This is a genomic window from Geotalea toluenoxydans JCM 15764, from assembly GCF_001311985.1.
GTDB classification, from domain to species: domain Bacteria; phylum Desulfobacterota; class Desulfuromonadia; order Geobacterales; family Geobacteraceae; genus Geotalea; species Geotalea toluenoxydans.
On record NZ_BBCJ01000013.1, the window covers coordinates 61,047 to 78,722 of the forward strand.

Sequence of the window (17,676 nt, forward strand, 5' to 3'; positions counted from 1 at the left end):
GAGAGAGTGACAGAGCCGTAGCGGCGAGCGGACGCCCGCCGTACAGGGAACAGAGGCATATCTGCGGCGAGCTGATATAAATCTACGAGAATGAGAGGCGGTGCAAGGTCCGCAGCTGTGGCGACCGAACGAACGGACGAAGTCACGGCAGCCGTCACTTTCCAGAAACCTCCAGGTGAATCTTAAACAGAGGATACTCAATGTCTTTCAGAACAATCGAATGGCGCGACAACAAGGTGGTGATGATCGACCAGACCCGGCTGCCGGGTGAAGAGGTCTACAACGAATATGAGGATTTCCAGAGTGTCGCCGAAGCGATCCGCGGCATGATCATCCGCGGAGCTCCCGCCATCGGCGTGGCGGCAGCCATGGGAGTGGCCCTGGGCGCCCGCGAGATCATTGCCGATACCTATGAATCCTTTTCTCGCCAGCTGAGCAACGTCTGTGATGTCCTGGCCCGTACCCGTCCCACCGCAGTCAATCTTTTCTGGGCCATCGAGCGGATGAAACGGGTGGCGGAACAACCGGGACAGGGACCTTCACTTTATCCGGGAAACTCTCAAGGCAGAGGCGATCCGCATCGAGGAAGAAGACCTGGAGATCTGCCGCGCCATCGGCCGTCATGGCGCGCCGCTGATCCGGGAAGGAGCCACCGTTCTCACCCACTGCAACGCCGGCGGGCTGGCTACAGCCGGATATGGTACCGCCCTGGGGGTGATTCGTGCCGCCCATGAGGCGGGGAAGAATATCCAGGTCTTTGCCGACGAGACGCGCCCCTGGCTCCAGGGAGCCCGCCTTACCGCCTGGGAGCTGATGAAGGACGGCATTCCGGTTACCCTCATCGCCGATAACATGGCCGGCTTTTTCATGAAGAAGGGGGTCATTACTGCCTGCGTCGTCGGCGCTGACCGTATTGCAGCAAACGGGGACACCGCCAACAAAATCGGCACCTATTCCGTTGCCGTGCTGGCCAAGGAAAACAAGATCCCTTTCTATGTGGCTGCTCCCGTATCGACCTGGATCTTTCCCTCAAGAGCGGCGACGAGATCCCCATCGAAGAGCGCCATGCCTGTGAAGTGACCCACCTGCAGGGCCTGCCCATTGCCCCCGAGGGGTCAAGGTGCGCAATCCGGCTTTTGACGTGACTCCTGCCAAATATATTGCGGGCATCATCACCGAAAAGGGGTGGTGCGGGGGGATTACGAGAGAGAACTGAAGGCGCTGGTGGCCAATGATCCGCAATGGCCAGTTTGCGGATGAGCTCCAGGCTGCTCTTGCCTGTGACCCTGAATGCGACGGTGACCGGCTACTCATCGCCTTCCTCGAAAAAAAGGGGTATGGGTACGGACCCCGCTCAGCGACAAATCTCCGTCTTCTCGCCTACATCTTCGATACAGAAATCCTTTCCGCCATCGCCCTGGGTGCACTGGCCACTCCCACACCGGACATGGCCCTCAACAACCTGGAACGGATCAGCTGCATCGTCTCCAAAGATGAGCTGCTGACCATCTGCGGCAAAAAGGTGATGTTGGCACGGCTCCTCACCATTTGCGGCTCCTCTCCATTTCTCACCAACATCATCTGTCGGGATCAGAGCTATTTTCACGAATTATTCACCTGCAAGGGAATCGACCTTCGCCGGTCCGAGGCGGACATGCTCGCAGCTCTCCGCCGACAGATGGGACCCCATGTAGCCTGGCAGGATATCTTTCCTCTGCTGCGCCGCTTCAAGTTAACGGAGATTCTGCGCATTGCCGCCCGTGATCTCAACGGATTGGCCCCCCTGGAAGAGGTTACCGCCGAGCTTTCTTCTCTGGCCGCTGCTTGCCTGCAGGTGGCCTACGAGGAGGCACGCCGTCAGCTGATTGCCGAGCATGGCCTGCCAATGATGCAGACTTCAGAAGGTGAGGGCGAGGCAGACCTGACCATCATCGGCATGGGCAAATTCGGCGGCCGGGAGCTCAATTTCTCCTCGGATATCGACATCATCTTTTTCTATTCCTCCGATCATGGCGAGACCAGCGGCATCGGCGACGGGCAAGGTCAGAAAAAGGGAAATATTTCGCTGCACGCCTTTTTCGTCAAACTGGCGGAGATGGTCAGCAAAGCAGTTTCCCAGGTCACCGAGGACGGTTTTGTGTTCCGCGTCGACCTGGGGTTGCGTCCGGAGGGAAAAAGCGGCGATGTGGCCACTTCAATCAGGTCAGCAGAGATCTACTACGAGTCGTGGGGGCAATCCTGGGAGCGGGCAGCCATGCTCAAGGCCAGGCCGGTCGCCGGGTCCCTGGAGCTGGGAGAGAAATTTCTTGCCGCCATCCAGCCCTTTGTTCACCGCAAGTATCTGGATTACAACCTGATCGAAGACATGATGGCCATGAAGAAGAAGATCGATGCTTCCCTGGCCCGTTCCCAGGAAGGTGAATACAACATCAAGCTGGGCCGGGGCGGAATACGGGAGGTCGAGTTTTTTATCCAGGCGCTGCAGCTGGTCTATGCAGGGAAAAATCCGGCCTTGCGGGTGAAGAATTCGTTGCAGGCGCTGGAGACTCTGAGGGATGCCCGGATCATCACGGCTGAGGATTGCGCGGATCTGAGTGAGGCCTACCGTTTCCTGCGCTTTGTGGAGCACCGCATCCAGGTGGTCCAGGAGCGGCAGACCCACAGCCTGCCGCGCAAGGAAGATGAAATGCTGGCCCTGGCCAGACGCTGCGGTTACCTTCGTCCCAACGGTCTGGCCAAATTCTGCGAGGTTCTCGAATCCCACCGCCGCCGGGTCTCCGCCATCTATGGGGCACTGTTCCTTTCCCGGGACGAGCGCCTCAAGGAAGAGGTTCAGCCGGAGGTCTATTTCTTTTTCGACCGCAAGGCTGATCCTGACCTGATCAAGGATATGCTGGCAGAGTGCCGCTTCGAGAATGTGGATACCGCCTACGAAAACCTGCTCATGCTCCGTGACGGTCCCCCCCGTGCCCATCTCACCGAGCGGGGAAGGCGGATGCTGGAGAACATCGCCCCGCTCCTGTTGCAGGAGATTTTCAGCTCGCCCGACCCGGACATGGCACTGACCAACCTGGAGCGCTTTCTCTGTGCCGTCGGCTCCAGGTCGACCTTTTTCGCCCTGCTGGCAGAAAACAAGGAAATCCTCAAACTGATGATTTCCCTCTTCGGCATGTCCGAATTCCTGTCGAAGATCTTCATCAGCCATCCTGAACTTTTGGACAGCATGGTTTCCCGCAGCTACGCCACCTCCATGAAAAGTCCGGAGGTGATGGAAGGGGAGCTTGCCTCGCTCCTGGAGCAGGCGGAGGATTTCGAAGAAAAGCTCGATACGCTACGCCGTTACCGCCATGAGGAATTTCTCCGCATCGGTCTCAACGATATCTACGGCAAAATGGGACAGACGGAGATTGCCGTGCAACTCACCACTCTGGCCGATGTCTGTCTTGCCGCCGCCTGCCGCATGGCCAAGCAGGAGCTGCACCGCTTTGGCCGTCCCACCTGCAAGGAACAGGATGACAGCGTGCAGCAGGCCCATTTTGCCGTTCTGGCCATGGGAAAGCTGGGGGGCAACGAACTCAATTACCACTCGGACCTGGATGTGATCTATATCTACGATCATCAGGGCATGACCGACGGCGAAAAACAGATCACCAACCACGAGTATTTCGCCAAGCTGGCCCAGAAGATCATCCTTATCCTCACCACTCAGACCAGGGAGGGGTACGTCTACAAGATCGACACCAGGCTCCGCCCCTCTGGCAATGCGGGGCCGCTGGTAACTTCTCTGGATTCCTTCGTCAACTACCACCGTGAAGATGCCCAGATCTGGGAGCGCCAGGCCCTGACCAGGGCGCGGGTTGCCTTCGGCATCGGATCGCTTAAATCAAAGGTGGAAGAAGTCGTCCATCAGGCAGTTTACGGCACCGGTTGCGGGGATGAGGTGCGTAAAGAGATCCATCGCCTGCGCATGCGCATGGAGAACGAACTGGCCAAGGAGTCGGAGGGGAGTTACAACATCAAAACCGGCCGCGGTGGCATCGTAGATATAGAGTTCATCGTCCAGTATCTCCAGCTGAAGCATGGTGTGGCGTGCCCGGAGATCCGCAGCACCAATACCCTGGTGGCCATGAAGGGGATGAAAGCCTGCGGACTTATCGGAGAAGAGCAGTTTAACGTGCTGCAAAGCGGTTACAAATTCCTCCGCCGCCTGGAAAACCGGTTGCGCATTATTCATGACTATTCCATGAATGATCTTGGGGGGCCGGCCAAGTACCTGAACAAGCTTGCCCGCCGTCTGGGGTATGATCCGCAGCTGAAGCACCCCGAGAAGCGCTTATCCGGGATTACGAACAGATTACCGGTGAAGTGCGCCGGGTCTACGACCACATTTTCGTGGTCGAAGGAGAATAGGGTGGAAATACGGGTCTATTATGAGGACACGGACGTCGGCGGTGTCGTCTATCATGCCAACTATCTCCATTATTTCGAACGTGCAAGGACCGAATTCTTCCGGCGGAGGGGGTTGTCGGTGCGGGAGCTCCATGAACGGGGCTGCATCTTTCCCGTCGTTCGGGCGGAGGTGGATTTCCGCGCCCCCGCCAGGCACGACGACCTGCTCCGGGTGGAGACCGAAGTGCTTGAAGTGGGGAAAAGCTCCTTTGTTCTGGGCCAGCAGGTGATCCGGGCAGTGGACGACATGCTTTTAGTGGCAGGCGCCATAAAGCTGGTCTGTGTCGGCCCCGGCATGAAGGCGAAAAGGTTGCCGGCTGACCTGCTGGAGACTCTCCGGGGGGAATAGCTGTGCGCCTTGGCAAGACCGAAAAAGGAGGTAATTCATGAAAGCAATAATAATGCTTTGCGCCCTCGCCACCATCCTCGCCGGATGCAGCTCTTCCAGCCAGCCGCAAGGCAGCGAAAAGTACCAGGGGCGCGAGGAAACCAAGAAGCTGGAAGGTGCATCGGCGGTGGGCTACGACGGCACCGCCATCCGCAGGAATGTGGATAACACCCTCAACAAGAATGATGACCGCAATCAGGACCTGGACGAGGCGATGAAATCGGCCAGTGATGGGCAGAAACCGTAACTAAGAGTGGTTTGTAATCTACAAGAAGACTGACTTCAGCCATTAACCATGATGGGAGGCAGTACACAGAAACACTAGGAGGCGGCCTGATTGGCCGCCTCTGCTTTTTGTAGGGCACTAAATTAAATTTTGAAAAATCCCTTTTATGGGTATATTATTCCCGCATGAAGTGGACCGTTACCTTTACCGGCAAAGCACGGAAGCAGAAGGAAAAACTGCCGCTTAAAATTCGTGAGCTGCTTTTCCAACTTGCAAAAGATATTGAGGCCTCAGGCCGGTAAGGGGAGACTGGCCCAATTACGGCAAGTTGGTGAATAATCGGCACCACTGTCATCTGAAGAAAGGGCATCCAACGTATGTGGCTGTCTGGACTGAGGATCGTGGGGCCATAACTGTGGAGATAATCTATGCGGGTACACACGAAAGAGCACCCTACTGAAGAGCTTGTAACTGTTACCTTGCGTGTTCCTCGAAGCAAGGTGCCTTTGTTACGACGGTACGCTGAGTCTATTAAGGCTGGAGATGAGAAAAACTTCTCCATTGCCGAGACATTTCCGGAGTACATGGGCAAAGAGCAGGAGGTGGCGTTGCGGGCGTATCGCAACCGCGAAGGCCTGACCCAGAAGAGGCTCGCTGAGATGACCGGGATTCCGCAGCACCATATCAGCGAGATGGAAAATGGCAAACGCGGCATTGGTAAGGAAAGAGCCAAAAGACTTGCCGAAGCACTGAACTGCGATTACCGCCGGCTGTTGTAACGCCAGGGTGAAAGATCATGGATCAGCTGACGCCTTCCTTGCACATGCCTGTATATTATAGTAGTATACAACCATGATTGACCTGCATCGAATAACCGGCTTTGACTGGGACATCGGCAACGCCCGTAAGAATGAGAAACATGGCGTTTCTCAGGCTGAAGCCGAGCAGGTATTTTTTAATGAGCCTCTGGTATCGCTTGCCGATGCAGTACATAGTGTCCAGGAACCCCGTTTTCATGCCCTTGGTGTCACTGAAGAGGCAGACTCTTGCACGTCACCTTTACCCTGCGCTACGACAACACCCGCTTGCGGGTTATTTCGGCGCGGGACATGCACCGCAAGGAGCGAACTTTTTATGAGAACTCAACGAAAGAAAATTCCTGAATTCGCCAGTGAGCAGGAAGAACGCGAGTTCTGGGAAACGCATGATTCCGCCGATTATGTGGATTGGACACAGGCGAAACGGGTGTCATTTCCTAGCCTGAAGCCGACGACCCAGTCGATTTCTCTGCGATTGCCCCTTTCCCTGCTCGAGGGAATCAAATCAGCAGCAAACAGCAAAGATGTACCGTATCAATCGCTGATCAAGATCTGGCTGCATGAGAAGCTGCACGAGGGACATGGGCACTAAGGTTTTGCATGAGCTTACTTGTACTGCTGCATACTTACTAAAGATCGAGGCTCTGCGCCATTAACAATGGGCCATCTTCTCACCTAATTATTCCTGGGCAATTGTTCCGCCTGTCTGCCCGCCTTGGAAAACCATAACCAAAATCTCCTTGCCCCGCGTGGGCAAAAGGTGTATCTCTGCAAGCTTCCAATTTTTTCCGAGGAGGTTATCGATGGGTATTTTGTCCAACACCATCAGCATCTGTCAGTTCCGGGTCGCCGGGGATTTCCCCGCTGGCGACCTTTTTCAATGGGCCTCCCAGCGCCTGGCCGGGAACGGCTTCAAGTCCATAGACCAGGGTACTGCCGAGCTTTCCGTTGGCTGGGTACATCTGGACGATCACCGGCAGAGCGATTTTGCCGCACCCGGCGCCTTCTGGCGCGATCATTACCTGGTCTTCACCCTGCGTCGCGACCAGCGTCGCCTTCCTGCTGCCCTGGTCAAGGCTTACCAGCAGGTAGCCGAGCATGAGTATTTGGCCGAAAATCCGGGACTGTCGCGGGTGCCGAAGCAGAAAAAGGAGGACATGAAGGAAGCGGTTCGGGGCATGCTGCTGGCCAAGACACTGCCGATTCCTTCAACCTGGGATGCCGTCTGGGATACCAGGACCGGTCTCGTCACCTTTGCGTCCCTGTCACCGGCGATAATTGAGCTCTTCGAGGGCCAATTCAAGAAGACCTTCGACGGTCTGCGGCTGGTGGCGGTGCATCCCTATGCACGGGCGGAGCAGGTCGTGACGGAGGAACTCAAGCCGGCGCTTGCGCAGGCAAATCAGGCGGGGAGCGATGCGGCCCTCGATCTCATCCGGAGTAACCAGTGGCTTGGCTGGGATTTCTTTCTGTGGGTAATGTTCCGCACTATGCATGACACTTCCGAGTACCGGATCACATGCGGGGGGCATGGGGAAATGAACGAGCCTTTTGCGGCCTATGTCAACGACCGCCTGGTCCTGCTCAGCAGTGGCGAAAACGGGCAGCAGAAGATCACCGTTGCCGGACCGCAGGATCATTTCAGCGAAGTGCGCACTGCTTTGCAGAATGGCAAGCGGATCACCGAAGCGACCCTCTACCTGGAAAAGGAAGAACACACCTGGCGGGTGACACTAAAGGGGGAGCTGTTCCACTTTGCTTCGTTGAGAGCACCGGCGGTAAGGCTGGAAAAGGATGACAGCGTCGATGAGCACAGCGAAAAGGAAGCGGTTTTTTTCGAGCGGATGTTCGTGCTGGAGCAGGGGTTACAGCTGTTCGACAGCCTCTACTTCATTTTCCTCGAGCTGCGCCTGGGTAGCGGCTGGGAGGAGGAATCCGCCCGGATCGGCAAGTGGCTTGCCGAATCCGATGCCCTCTGAACCGTCACAGTCTCAACAGATATCAAATTCAGTGGCGGCCATGATGTCTGCCGGTATGTAGATGGTTGCCAAGGTGTCACCATTGACGATCTTGACGATGCTGAAGCATTCCTCGGCATAGTCATGTCTTGAAATTTTGAGCCAGTTTTCTCCATTCAGGCCATATCCGTATTCTCTGAGTTTTCTGATCTGGGTGTTTGGCAAGTGTCTCATCTGATCGCGGTCTCCTGAGTATAGATGGCAGAAAGCCGCCGGATTTTTCGGCTGACTTTGCGGTGTCTAACTATTATCGACCTATGATGCAGATACTTTAATTATTTTTTCGTGGTTAATGCAGGGTGGGGGCAGGGAAAACAGGCAGAGAAAAAAGGCGGGGGCTGAAAGCGGTATGAATCGCTTACGGCCCCTGTTTTTTTTGCCGTCTTTCTTCCAGATACATGTCGACGGCCAGGAGAAATACTCCGACGCAGATGGCCGAGTCGGCTACATTGAAGGCGGGCCAGTGGTGGCGGTACCAGTGGACGTCGAGGAAGTCTATTACCTCGCCCAGCCGGACCCGGTCGATCAGGTTTCCAAGCGCCCCGGCAAAAATCAATGCCAGCGACACGACAGCGAATTTCTGGTCTGGACGCAGCCGGTAGACGACGCTGAGAATGACCAGAATGGCCACTACCGAGACAAGGATGAAAAAGGGGATGCGGTAGCTGAAGTTTGAGAGAAAGCTGAAGGCAGCTCCTTTGTTGCGCATGTAGGTGATGTTGAAAAAGTTTTCGATTACGGTGATGGAACTGTGAAGGTCCATCACCCTGTCGATATAGAGCTTGGTCAACTGATCGATGATGATCAGCAGCACTGAGATGGCTGTGAAAGCGATGTACTTGAAGCTCATGGTTACCTGACCTTTTGCTTTTATTTGACTGCTGAGAGGCACTTGGGACATATGCCTGGGTGCTCGCTGTCCTTCCCGAGTTCTTCGTCGTAACACCAGCATCGCTCGCATTTTTCTCCCGGCGCGGCAGATACCTTGATCTGCAGATCGGCTATCCCCTCGGCAGAATAAAAATCCCCCCCGAGAGTATCGACCAGTTCCGCCTTGGAAACGATGAAGATACTCTTCAGTTCGGCAGCGTGAGGCTCCAGCAGTGAGCGAAGCTGGGCTGGGGCACTAAGGGCAACGGCAGCATCCAGTGAATGACCGATCACCTTCTGAACACGGGCCTGTTCCAGCGCCTTTGAGACCTCGGCCCGCACTTTGATGATGGTCTCCCATCTTTCAACCAAGGCATCATCCCTGTATTCGGGCTTCAGCTGGGGAAACTGGGACAGATGGACGCTCTCCTCGGCCGGGGTGGGCATATAGCGCCATACCTCGTCGGTGGTGAAGGAAAGCACCGGGGCGGTCAGTTTGACCAGGGCGTCGAGGATCTGGTACATGGCGGTTTGGGCACTGCGGCGCTCGACGGAGTCTTTTCTGCTGGTGTAGACGCGGTCCTTGAGGATGTCCAGGTAGAAGGCGCTCATCTCCACCGTGCAGAAGCCGTTCACTGCGTGATAGAGAACGTGAAACTCGCAGTTCTCGTAAGCCTTGAGCACCTTCTCCTTCAGAAGCTCAAGCTGGTGCAATGCCCAGCGATCTATTTCGGGCATGTCGCCGTAGGCCACGCTGTCCCGTTTCGGATCGAAATCGGCAATATTGCCGAGGATGTAGCGGCAGGTGTTGCGGATGCGGCGGTAGGCCTCGGAGAGGCGAGTAAGGATCTCCTGGGAGATGCGCAGGTCGTCCCGGTAGTCCTGGGCGGCGACCCACAGCCTGAGCACTTCGCCGCCATATTTCTTGATCACGTCTTCGGGCGCGACCACATTGCCTACGGACTTGCTCATCTTGCGGCCGCTGCCGTCGACGACGAAGCCATGGGTGAGAACGGCTTTGTAGGGGGCAACGCCGCGGGTGCCGACACTGGCCAGGAGCGAGGAGTGGAACCAGCCGCGATGTTGGTCGCTTCCCTCCAGGTACATGTCGGCCGGGGATGACAGATTGTCGCGGTGTTCGAGCACGGCGGCATGGGAGACGCCCGAATCGAACCAGACATCGAGGATATCCATTTCCTTGTCAAATTCGGTTTTGCCGCAGGCTGGGCAGGTGGTGCCGGCGGGGAGCAATTCTTTCGCCTCCCGCTCATACCAGATGTCGGAGCTTTCCTTCTCGAAGAGGTCGGCCACGTGGTGCATGATTTTACCGTCGGCCAGGCTTCGCCGCAGGCCTTGCAGTAAAAGACGGTGATCGGCACTCCCCAGTTACGCTGGCGGGAGACACACCAGTCGGGGCGGTTTTCGATCATGCCGAAGATCCGTTCCTTGCCCCATTTGGGAATCCAGCTGACGGTGTTGATCTCAGTCAGGGCTTTCCGGCGCAGGTCGTTGCTTTCCATGGAGATGAACCACTGCTCGGTGGCGCGGAAGATGATCGGTTTCTTGCAGCGCCAGCAGTGGGGATAGGAGTGGCTGATTTCACCTTTGCCCACCAGCGCCCCCACTTCCTCCAGCTTGGCGATGACGTTGGGGTTGGCATCGAATACATACTGGCCGGCAAAAAACGGAATCGTCTCCAGAAAGCGCCCCCGGTTGTCCACCGGGTTGTAGATGTCCAGGCCGAACTTCAGTCCCAGCTCATAGTCCTCCTGACCGTGGCCGGGAGCGGTGTGGACGCAGCCGGTGCCTGCTTCCAGGGTAACATGGTCGCCGAGAAGAATGATGGAGTCCCGGTCGTAGAAGGGATGGCGACAGAGTTTCTTTTCCAGAGCCGCGGCCTTGAAGGTGTCGATGACTGCGCCGCTGACGCCGGTGGCCTTGAAGAAGGCCTCCTTGAGACCCTCGGCAACGATCAGCACTTCAGCCCCGGTATCCAGGGCAACGTAATCAAATTCGGGATGCATGGCAATGGCCAGGTTGGCGGGGATGGTCCAGGGAGTGGTGGTCCAGATAACCGGGGAGACTTTCTTTCCGGAAAGGGCAGGCAGTTCTTTGGATATATCGTCTTTTAGCTGGAACTTGACGAAGACGGACGGCGATTTATGATCGGCATATTCAACCTCGGCTTCGGCCAGGGCTGTGCCGCAGGATGAACACCAGTGAACCGGCTTTTTACCCTTGTATAGGCCGCCGTTTTCGGCAAATCTGGCCAGCTCATGGGCGGTGATCCCTTCATAGCTGTAGTTCATGGTCAGGTAAGGATTATCCCACTCACCCAGGACTCCCAGCCGTTCGAATTCCTGCTTCTGTATATCTACGAACTTCTTTGCATATTCCCGGCACTGCTTGCGCATCTCCAGCTTGCTGATCTCATGCTTTTTCGAGCCGAGATTTTTCTCCACCTGCAGTTCAATAGGGAGCCATGGCAGTCCCAGCCGGGGATGTATGGGGCGTCGAAGCCGCTCATCCGCTTGCTTTTTAGAACAATGTCCTTAAGGATCTTGTTTAAGGCGTGGCCGATATGGATGTGACCGTTGGCGTATGGAGGACCGTCGTGTAGGATATATTTGGGTTTGCCCTTGCCTGCATCTTCCATCTTTTTGTAAAGCCGGTTTTTCTCCCAGGTTTCGAGCATTTCCGGCTCCCTCTGGGCCAGGTTGGCCTTCATGGGGAAGTCGGTGACGGGCAGATTGAGGGTATCTTTGTAGTCCATTTAAATCTCCTCCGGAATAGATCCGCTGACTCGCGGACAAGCGTCATAAAATACAAGGAACATATTGAAATGTCAAGGGTAAAGGGGGAATTTAGTTGTATTCGACAGGGTGAAGTGGTATAAGTCTGGCAGTTTGCGGAAGGGATATTTTTTAATGAGAGATGATCACAGCGAATCCTTCTGGGGTGGAATAGTCAAAGCCATGGGTCTCGTCTTCGGCGATGTCGGCACCAGCCCCATTTATACCCTGACCGTTGTCTTTGCCTTGACCCCTGCTACCCGCAGCAACGTCTTCGGCATACTTTCACTGGTTTTCTGGACGATGACCATCCTTGTAACCGTAGAATACGCATGGCTGGCCATGGGACTGGGAAGGAAGGGCCAGGGGGGGGAAATAGTCCTGCGGGAGATCATTCTCAAGCTGGTCAAATCAAGCCGGTTGGTGGCGTTTGCCGGATTCCTCTCTTTTCTTGGTGTTTCCCTGCTTCTGGGTGACGGTGTCATTACCCCGGCCATCAGTATCCTGTCTGCAGTGGAAGGGCTTCTGCTCATCCCATCGTTCAGCGGGCTTTCCCAAAGCATACTTGTCGCCATTGCCGCGGCAATTGCCATCGGTCTGTTCCTGATCCAGCACAAGGGAACAGACAAGGTAGCCGGGGCCTTCGGTCCGATCATGGTCGTCTGGTTCGGCTCCCTTGCTTTGTCCGGCCTTATTTCAATCTCGGCAATGCCGGAAATCGTCTCGGCGATCAGTCCTCACCATGCGTTCCTGTTTTTCCGCGAAAACGGCTTTTCAGGGTTTTTTGTCCTTTCGGAAGTCATCCTCTGCTCCACCGGTGGCGAGGCACTCTATGCCGACATGGGGCATCTTGGGCGCCGGCCCATTGTCCGCGCCTGGTATTTTGTCTTTGTCGCCCTTTTCCTCAACTACCTGGGGCAGGGGGTATTCGCCTTGCACCATCCCGGGGCCAAAAACTTCCTCTTTTCCATGGTACAGGACCAGGCGCCGATACTCTACGTCCCGTTCCTGCTCCTGACGATCATGGCAACCATCATTGCTTCCCAGGCGATTATCAGCGGCGTCTTCTCCATCGTCTACCAGGGGATAACCACGCGTCTCATGCCGCTGATGAAGGTCGATTACACCTCCAGCCATCTTAAATCCCAGATTTATATCGGGGCAGTCAATTGGGGGCTGATGGTGGCCGTCATCATCGTCATGATGGTCTTCAAGGCATCCAGCAACCTGGCAGCCGCCTATGGCATGGCAGTAACCGGTTCAATGACCATCACCGGCATCATGATGATCATTGTTTTTTCCCATACACTCAAGAAGTGGAAGGTGCCCATTGCCGTTCTGGTGACCCTGCTCGATGTGATCTACCTTAGTTCGACCTTTTCCAAGATTCCACATGGCGCCTACTGGTCAATAATACTGGCCTCTGTTCCGTTCATCACCATCATGATCTGGACCAAGGGGCAGCGGGCGCTGTACCGGGCCTTGAAACCCCTCGATATCGACACCTTTCTCGTTTCATTCGAACAGATCTACGCCAAGGGGAAAAACATTCCCGGCACCGGTCTCTTCTTCACCAAGGACTGGCAGACCATCCCGCCGTATGTGGTGCACTGCATGATCCGCAGCAACATCATCTATGAGCGGAACGTGATGATCTCCATCGTCCGCACCGATGAACCCTTCGGTCTGGCCATCAACCACAAGACCGACATTACTGCAGGTCTTGAGGGATTCGAGGTCGTCCTCGGCTACATGGAGATTATCGATATCGAATCCATTCTCAAGGAGCACGGTATCAGGGAGAAGGTAATTTTCTACGGCATTGAGGACATTGCCACGGCAAACCCGGTGTGGAGACTGTTTGCCCTGCTGAAAAAGCTGACACCCACCTTTGTCCAGTTCAACAAGCTGCCGGCAAGTCGGTTGCAAGGGGTGGTGACGAGGGTGGAGATGTAACCGTTTGCGCTGAAAAACACCCATCTGCGGCGTTGCTCTCGTACTTCATCGCTCGGCGTACTGGTGTACGCCTCCCTCTTCAGTCCTTTGAGCGCCTTGCACTGGACATTTTTGAGCGCAAAGGTGATGGATACGCTGAAAAACACCCATCCTGCGTGGGCAAAGTTTCTGGACTAATCGCTGGTGAGGGTGGTCTCCTTGGCAGGTTCAGGGCTGTTGCGGGAGAACCTTCTTGCCAGGTCGGTATCGATTACGTAGAGACAAACTTCTCTAGCGCCGTTTTTCGTGTAGCGGAACTTGCTGCAGAGATTGTTGATGAGAAAGGTGACGTCGTTGCGGATCTTCTTGTCGTAGGTTTTGAATTCAGGCCGGCCATAATCCTTGATAGCCCGCCGGAAGTTGGCGTTTTCCAGGAAGGGATCCAGTGCCTTCTCCTTCAGGTTGAAAATGTAACGCTCCCGCAGCTCCTGAAAAAGACTGGTCCTGGTTACGTCCTTACCTTCGGCCAATATCTCCTGGGTCAGGGTTCTCGCCGTATATTCTTTCTGGGTTTGGCCGCGGAACGCCAGTCGCGTTTCCCGCTCCACCTTCGGCCCCAAAAGCCGGTTCTCGATCCCTTCAAAGAAACTCTCGCTGATCTCCAGCCTGTCGCCGGTGAAGCGGCAGGTCTCGGTTCTCCCCGGCTCAAAATTGATGGAAAAGAGGTAATTGCGAATTTCCCGTGAAATCTGCTCCTCGTTGTAGTAGTAGAGGGATTCCTTCACCTCCTGGAGAACGGTGTAGGCATAAAGGCGCAGCAGAGAGTCGATGAAGCCCTCGGGCACCAAGTGCCCCAGGTCGGGACGAACCTTGGTGAAATAGTTGCTCAATACCGACATGTTGATCAGTGCGTCCTTGCGGGCATAGGTGGAATAGAAGTCATTGAAGATATTTATGGCGTCCCGGCCTGAAAAGCCACTCTCCCCTTCGATCTCCGACTCGGCGATAATTTTCCGCCGCCGTTTTGCCATCAGCCTTTTCCGGTCTTCTTCATCCAGCCACGGCGGGATATAGCCTGTATAGATTTCCATCTTCAGCAGTTGCAGGTTCTCATCGCAGAACATGGCATATTTCGCCGGATCGGGGATCCACTCCTGCATTGCATCCGAATGCTGCTGCATGCGGGTGGAGATGATGATCCGGGCAAAATTGTGCAGGACCCGGGGGAGGAAGCTGTCGTCGATCTGCTTGCCGAAGATGTTGCGATAGATTTCCACCTCCGTGTTCAGATCCAGCACATAGGGTATCTTTATGTACTGGATGCGGTCCGAGAAGGAGGGGAAATTTTCAATGTTCTTCTTGTCCTCCGGATTCATCAGGGCGATGAACAGGGAGTTGACGTTTTCCTCCAGGTCCTCGACCTTGTGCACCCCCTCACTGATGATGTTGTGCAGTTCGATGAGCCGGTCGGTGTTGTGGGACTTGATATCCATGAGGGCATAGATGCCATTGTTGGTCTTGGCGTATTGGGAGAAGATGTAGTTGACCTGATTGCTGTCGCGCAGCAGGCTGTTGAGACGGTTCTGCAGCATATCGTTGGTGAAGACCATATGTTTCATCGGCTTGTCGCCGGGGCTGAAGACGCTGATTCCCTCTCCAAGCCGCCGGTTGAAGCGGTATGGATATGCATAGACCATCTTCAGCACCTCGGCAGGGTCCTTGAGCTTTCTCAGGAGCGCCAGATACAATGAGCTGCAGATGGTGCAGGGCTGGTTTCGAAATACCCATTCATAGGCCTTCTCGTCGAGAAGGTGCAGCTTGGACTCGTCATTACCGAACAGGTTCAGGAAAAACTGCCTGCGGAAATCCTTGGGAATCATCAGGATCGGACTGTCGTGGCTGGGGCAGACCACCTCAACAAAGTCATCCCTTTCCTGCATGGAAGACTGGGCTTCGATGATCTGATTCTGATCGAACTCATACTCGTCGATGAGCTTTGACAGCCTGTCGAGAAAATGCGACGTTTCATGGCGGGGAATGCCGCCGAATTTTTGCCGATCCAGTCGCCACACGGTCTCAAAACGCAGCCCCTCGTCACTGTTGGCGTACTCCTCGAACTTTATCAAGAGCCTGTTGAGAAAGGTGCTCTTGCCGCTCCCGGGCGGGCCTTCAAAGATGTAGATCTTGTTCTGCTGGGCGCCGCGTCGCCAGGCCTCCACCAGATTGATCAGCCGGTTGGCAAAGAGCCGGTCGGCGAAAAACGGGTGGTCGGCATTTTCCACGAAGAGCTTGGAGCAGTCGTAGGAGACATAGTGGATGGATTCCGGATCTTCAGGATATTCGTCTGCTTTTTCAGTCACCTGGCTGATGACCATGTCGTGAAAGACTGAAAGACATTGCGCACCAATTGCTCGGGGCGGGCGGCCAGTAGCTGCAGGAATTCCTCGAAGGGTAGCGGTTCCCGCTGCTCCCAGCCGCTGACGCTTCCCTTTATATGCTGTAACGCCTGATGTAGGTCAGTCATGGCCGCTTTCCGTACCGATAGTGGTTTTCGTCAGTTTCTTTTTTTCCATCCTGTAGAGTACCCGTTGCCAGTTGATCCGTTGAGCTTCCCCAGGGGCGTGTAATTGCCGCTCCATTTCAGGCGGAGAGGGCATTACTTCGCTTGTTTCAAGCTGCACTGGCCCCCCCCACAGGTACTCGATGCCCATCATGGTGTTGCCGATGAATTCCCTGACCAGCGGTTTTTCCTCGAAGCGATGGGTCAGGTACAGACTGCCATCACTTGTATCTTTACCTATTTCCATGTGTGGCGGGTGGTAGAGGGTGTCGAGAAGCATCCGGCGGTAGTCCTCGGCTTTTCGACTTTTCACGTAATACTGCCAGACCATCTTCTGGTGGTCGAGCCTTCTGTCCACCACAAACAGCTTATGCCTGTTGAGGAAGTCCTGATCGACAAAGGTGTTGATGAAGGTGAAGTCGCAGAAATTCTCCCGCACCTTGAATATATAGTCCACTCCTTCGCCGGTCTGCTTGTCATATTTTTCCCTGGTGTGGATATCCCGCAGCATCTGAAATTCGAGACTTCTTTTGCCTTTGTCAGCCATTTCGTCGATGGTTGCAAAGACTCGCATGCCCAGGGCATAGGGGTTGAGCCCGACCCTTGGCAGCGAGGTCACACCGGCGTGGACCCGGGCAAAATCCACCTCATGCTCGCGGATCCGGTCGTCCAGGAGGAAGAGCTTTTCATGCCAGTAGCTGGCCCACCCCTCGTTCATGATTTTGGTGCGGATCTGGGGCTGGAAATAGACTGAGGTATTGCGCACGATCTCAAGTACCGACTTCATCCATTTATTCTCATCCCGGTTGAGGAATGGCGAGTATTCCATCAGGTGCTGGAGCAGGTCAAGCCGAGGCTTGCCTTTCTCGGGCGCCTGTCTGGAGAACACCGCCTCCAGTTCCGGATGCTTCTTCAGCGTGTCGGCAAAGAAGGTCTTCTCCCCCAGTTCCCCGTATTGGGCCATGGCCTGGTTGTAGCGTTCCACTTCTTTAACATATTCCTGGATCCGCACCTTTTTCACCGACTGAAGAAAGGTGTCGAAGTAATAGTCAACGTTGCTGGAAAGGGACGGGATCTGGGCGCGGCTGGCCCGCGACAACTCGTCGAAATAACCTACCAGGTTGTCGACGGCGCGACCGAACTCGATGACATAATCCACCCAACGCCCCTTTTCAGATCGCAGGCGGGCAATCAGCCTCTTGTCTGCCAGCGCCTGGCCGTTAAGGTCGTAATCCCAGGTGAGACGGTAGAAGAGGTTGTTCTGGAAAAAATCGATGTGGGCCAGCACATGGTAGAAGATCATCACATTGAGCCAGTCCGGATTGTTATCGTTATAAAAAGAGATGGGGGGGCGGGTGTTGATCACCGTCTCGTAGGGATTGTAGGGGTAAAGCTCGTATTTCCGCAGCCCTTTCAATACCTCCACGTCGTGGACCCAGTAGTCGTAGAGGGTGGGGATCATCGCCTTGGGGGAAAGTTCCAGCATGTCCCGATTGGTGACGATGTACTCCAGGGTCTCGTCCTGGAAGCGCAGGCCGGCATCCTTTGCCCGCTCCTTGCACCCTTCCATGATCTGTTTTGCATGCTGGCTGATCAGTTCCATAGGTTTCCCAGTTTCTG

Annotated in this window: 11 protein-coding genes and 3 pseudogenes; 8 read left to right on the forward strand and 6 right to left on the reverse strand. The window is 55.3% G+C overall.

Features of this window, described 5'->3' with window-relative positions; genetic code table 11:
- Nucleotides 1-200 precede the first annotated feature (200 nt).
- The 7 genes and pseudogenes from mtnA to rdgC all read left to right on the forward strand — a co-directional run bounded on the left by mtnA (nt 201) and on the right by rdgC (nt 7,860).
- Nucleotides 201-1,260: pseudogene (gene mtnA, locus JCM15764_RS10145) on the forward strand (S-methyl-5-thioribose-1-phosphate isomerase).
- A pseudogene (gene glnE, locus JCM15764_RS10150) lies at nt 1,232-4,410 on the forward strand (bifunctional [glutamate--ammonia ligase]-adenylyl-L-tyrosine phosphorylase/[glutamate--ammonia-ligase] adenylyltransferase). Before mtnA ends, glnE begins: the two co-directional pseudogenes overlap by 29 nt.
- 1 nt (nt 4,411) lies before the next feature.
- Nucleotides 4,412-4,798: a YbgC/FadM family acyl-CoA thioesterase gene (locus JCM15764_RS10155; RefSeq protein ID WP_054695284.1), complete on the forward strand. Its 387-nt coding sequence runs from the start codon at nt 4,412-4,414 to the stop codon at nt 4,796-4,798.
- Between the two features lie 37 nt (nt 4,799-4,835).
- Nucleotides 4,836-5,084 carry a hypothetical protein gene (locus JCM15764_RS10160; RefSeq protein WP_054695287.1) on the forward strand — a complete coding sequence of 83 codons (249 nt, stop codon included), beginning with the start codon at nt 4,836-4,838 and terminating at the stop codon, nt 5,082-5,084.
- Between the two features lie 407 nt (nt 5,085-5,491).
- Entirely contained in the window at nt 5,492-5,842 is a 351-nt protein-coding gene (locus JCM15764_RS10170) for a helix-turn-helix transcriptional regulator (protein WP_054695292.1), read from the forward strand.
- A 73-nt stretch (nt 5,843-5,915) separates the two neighbouring features.
- Nucleotides 5,916-6,473 carry a CopG family antitoxin gene (locus JCM15764_RS29540; protein WP_243688723.1) on the forward strand — a complete coding sequence of 186 codons (558 nt, stop codon included), beginning with the start codon at nt 5,916-5,918 and terminating at the stop codon, nt 6,471-6,473.
- Nucleotides 6,474-6,684: 211 nt separating this feature from the next.
- Entirely contained in the window at nt 6,685-7,860 is a 1,176-nt protein-coding gene (gene rdgC, locus JCM15764_RS10185) for a recombination-associated protein RdgC (RefSeq protein WP_054695301.1), read from the forward strand.
- 12 nt (nt 7,861-7,872) lie between these two features.
- Here the strand turns inward: rdgC and JCM15764_RS10190 are convergent, their stop codons facing one another.
- The 3 genes and pseudogenes from JCM15764_RS10190 to ileS form a co-directional block, all read right to left on the reverse strand.
- Nucleotides 7,873-8,073: a hypothetical protein gene (locus JCM15764_RS10190; protein ID WP_012645488.1), complete on the reverse strand. Its 201-nt coding sequence runs from the start codon at nt 8,071-8,073 to the stop codon at nt 7,873-7,875.
- Nucleotides 8,074-8,257: 184 nt separating this feature from the next.
- Nucleotides 8,258-8,749: a signal peptidase II gene (gene lspA / locus JCM15764_RS10195; protein WP_054695304.1), complete on the reverse strand. Its 492-nt coding sequence runs from the start codon at nt 8,747-8,749 to the stop codon at nt 8,258-8,260.
- 20 nt (nt 8,750-8,769) lie between these two features.
- Nucleotides 8,770-11,542: pseudogene (gene ileS / locus JCM15764_RS10200) on the reverse strand (isoleucine--tRNA ligase).
- Between the two features lie 154 nt (nt 11,543-11,696).
- Between ileS and JCM15764_RS10205 the strand changes: the two are divergent.
- Nucleotides 11,697-13,517: a KUP/HAK/KT family potassium transporter gene (locus tag JCM15764_RS10205; RefSeq protein WP_054695307.1), complete on the forward strand. Its 1,821-nt coding sequence runs from the start codon at nt 11,697-11,699 to the stop codon at nt 13,515-13,517.
- Nucleotides 13,518-13,690: 173 nt separating this feature from the next.
- On the opposite strand, the gene JCM15764_RS10210 is transcribed toward JCM15764_RS10205, so the two are convergent.
- From JCM15764_RS10210 to JCM15764_RS10215, 3 genes are read right to left on the reverse strand one after another with little or no spacing between them, the layout of a single operon-like run.
- Nucleotides 13,691-15,856: a serine protein kinase PrkA gene (locus JCM15764_RS10210; RefSeq protein WP_279384361.1), complete on the reverse strand. Its 2,166-nt coding sequence runs from the start codon at nt 15,854-15,856 to the stop codon at nt 13,691-13,693.
- Nucleotides 15,853-16,020 carry a hypothetical protein gene (locus JCM15764_RS29545; protein WP_279384362.1) on the reverse strand — a complete coding sequence of 56 codons (168 nt, stop codon included), beginning with the start codon at nt 16,018-16,020 and terminating at the stop codon, nt 15,853-15,855. The genes JCM15764_RS10210 and JCM15764_RS29545 overlap by 4 nt, the downstream gene beginning before the upstream one ends.
- Entirely contained in the window at nt 16,013-17,659 is a 1,647-nt protein-coding gene (locus JCM15764_RS10215; protein ID WP_054695310.1) for a SpoVR family protein, read from the reverse strand. The genes JCM15764_RS29545 and JCM15764_RS10215 overlap by 8 nt, the downstream gene beginning before the upstream one ends.
- Nucleotides 17,660-17,676 lie beyond the last annotated feature (17 nt).

Excerpts from the sequence above, each read along its gene's own strand:
- JCM15764_RS10160 (WP_054695287.1), top strand. The coding sequence starts at position 4,836 with ATGAAAGCAATAATAATGCTTTGCGCCCTCGCCACCATCCTCGCCGGA.
- JCM15764_RS10170 (WP_054695292.1), top strand. The coding sequence starts at position 5,492 with ATGCGGGTACACACGAAAGAGCACCCTACTGAAGAGCTTGTAACTGTT.
- JCM15764_RS29540 (WP_243688723.1), top strand. The coding sequence starts at position 5,916 with ATGATTGACCTGCATCGAATAACCGGCTTTGACTGGGACATCGGCAAC.
- rdgC (WP_054695301.1), top strand. The coding sequence starts at position 6,685 with ATGGGTATTTTGTCCAACACCATCAGCATCTGTCAGTTCCGGGTCGCC.
- JCM15764_RS10190 (WP_012645488.1), bottom strand. The coding sequence starts at position 8,073 with ATGAGACACTTGCCAAACACCCAGATCAGAAAACTCAGAGAATACGGA.
- lspA (WP_054695304.1), bottom strand. The coding sequence starts at position 8,749 with ATGAGCTTCAAGTACATCGCTTTCACAGCCATCTCAGTGCTGCTGATC.
- JCM15764_RS10205 (WP_054695307.1), top strand. The coding sequence starts at position 11,697 with ATGAGAGATGATCACAGCGAATCCTTCTGGGGTGGAATAGTCAAAGCC.
- JCM15764_RS29545 (WP_279384362.1), bottom strand. The coding sequence starts at position 16,020 with ATGACTGACCTACATCAGGCGTTACAGCATATAAAGGGAAGCGTCAGC.
- JCM15764_RS10215 (WP_054695310.1), bottom strand. The coding sequence starts at position 17,659 with ATGGAACTGATCAGCCAGCATGCAAAACAGATCATGGAAGGGTGCAAG.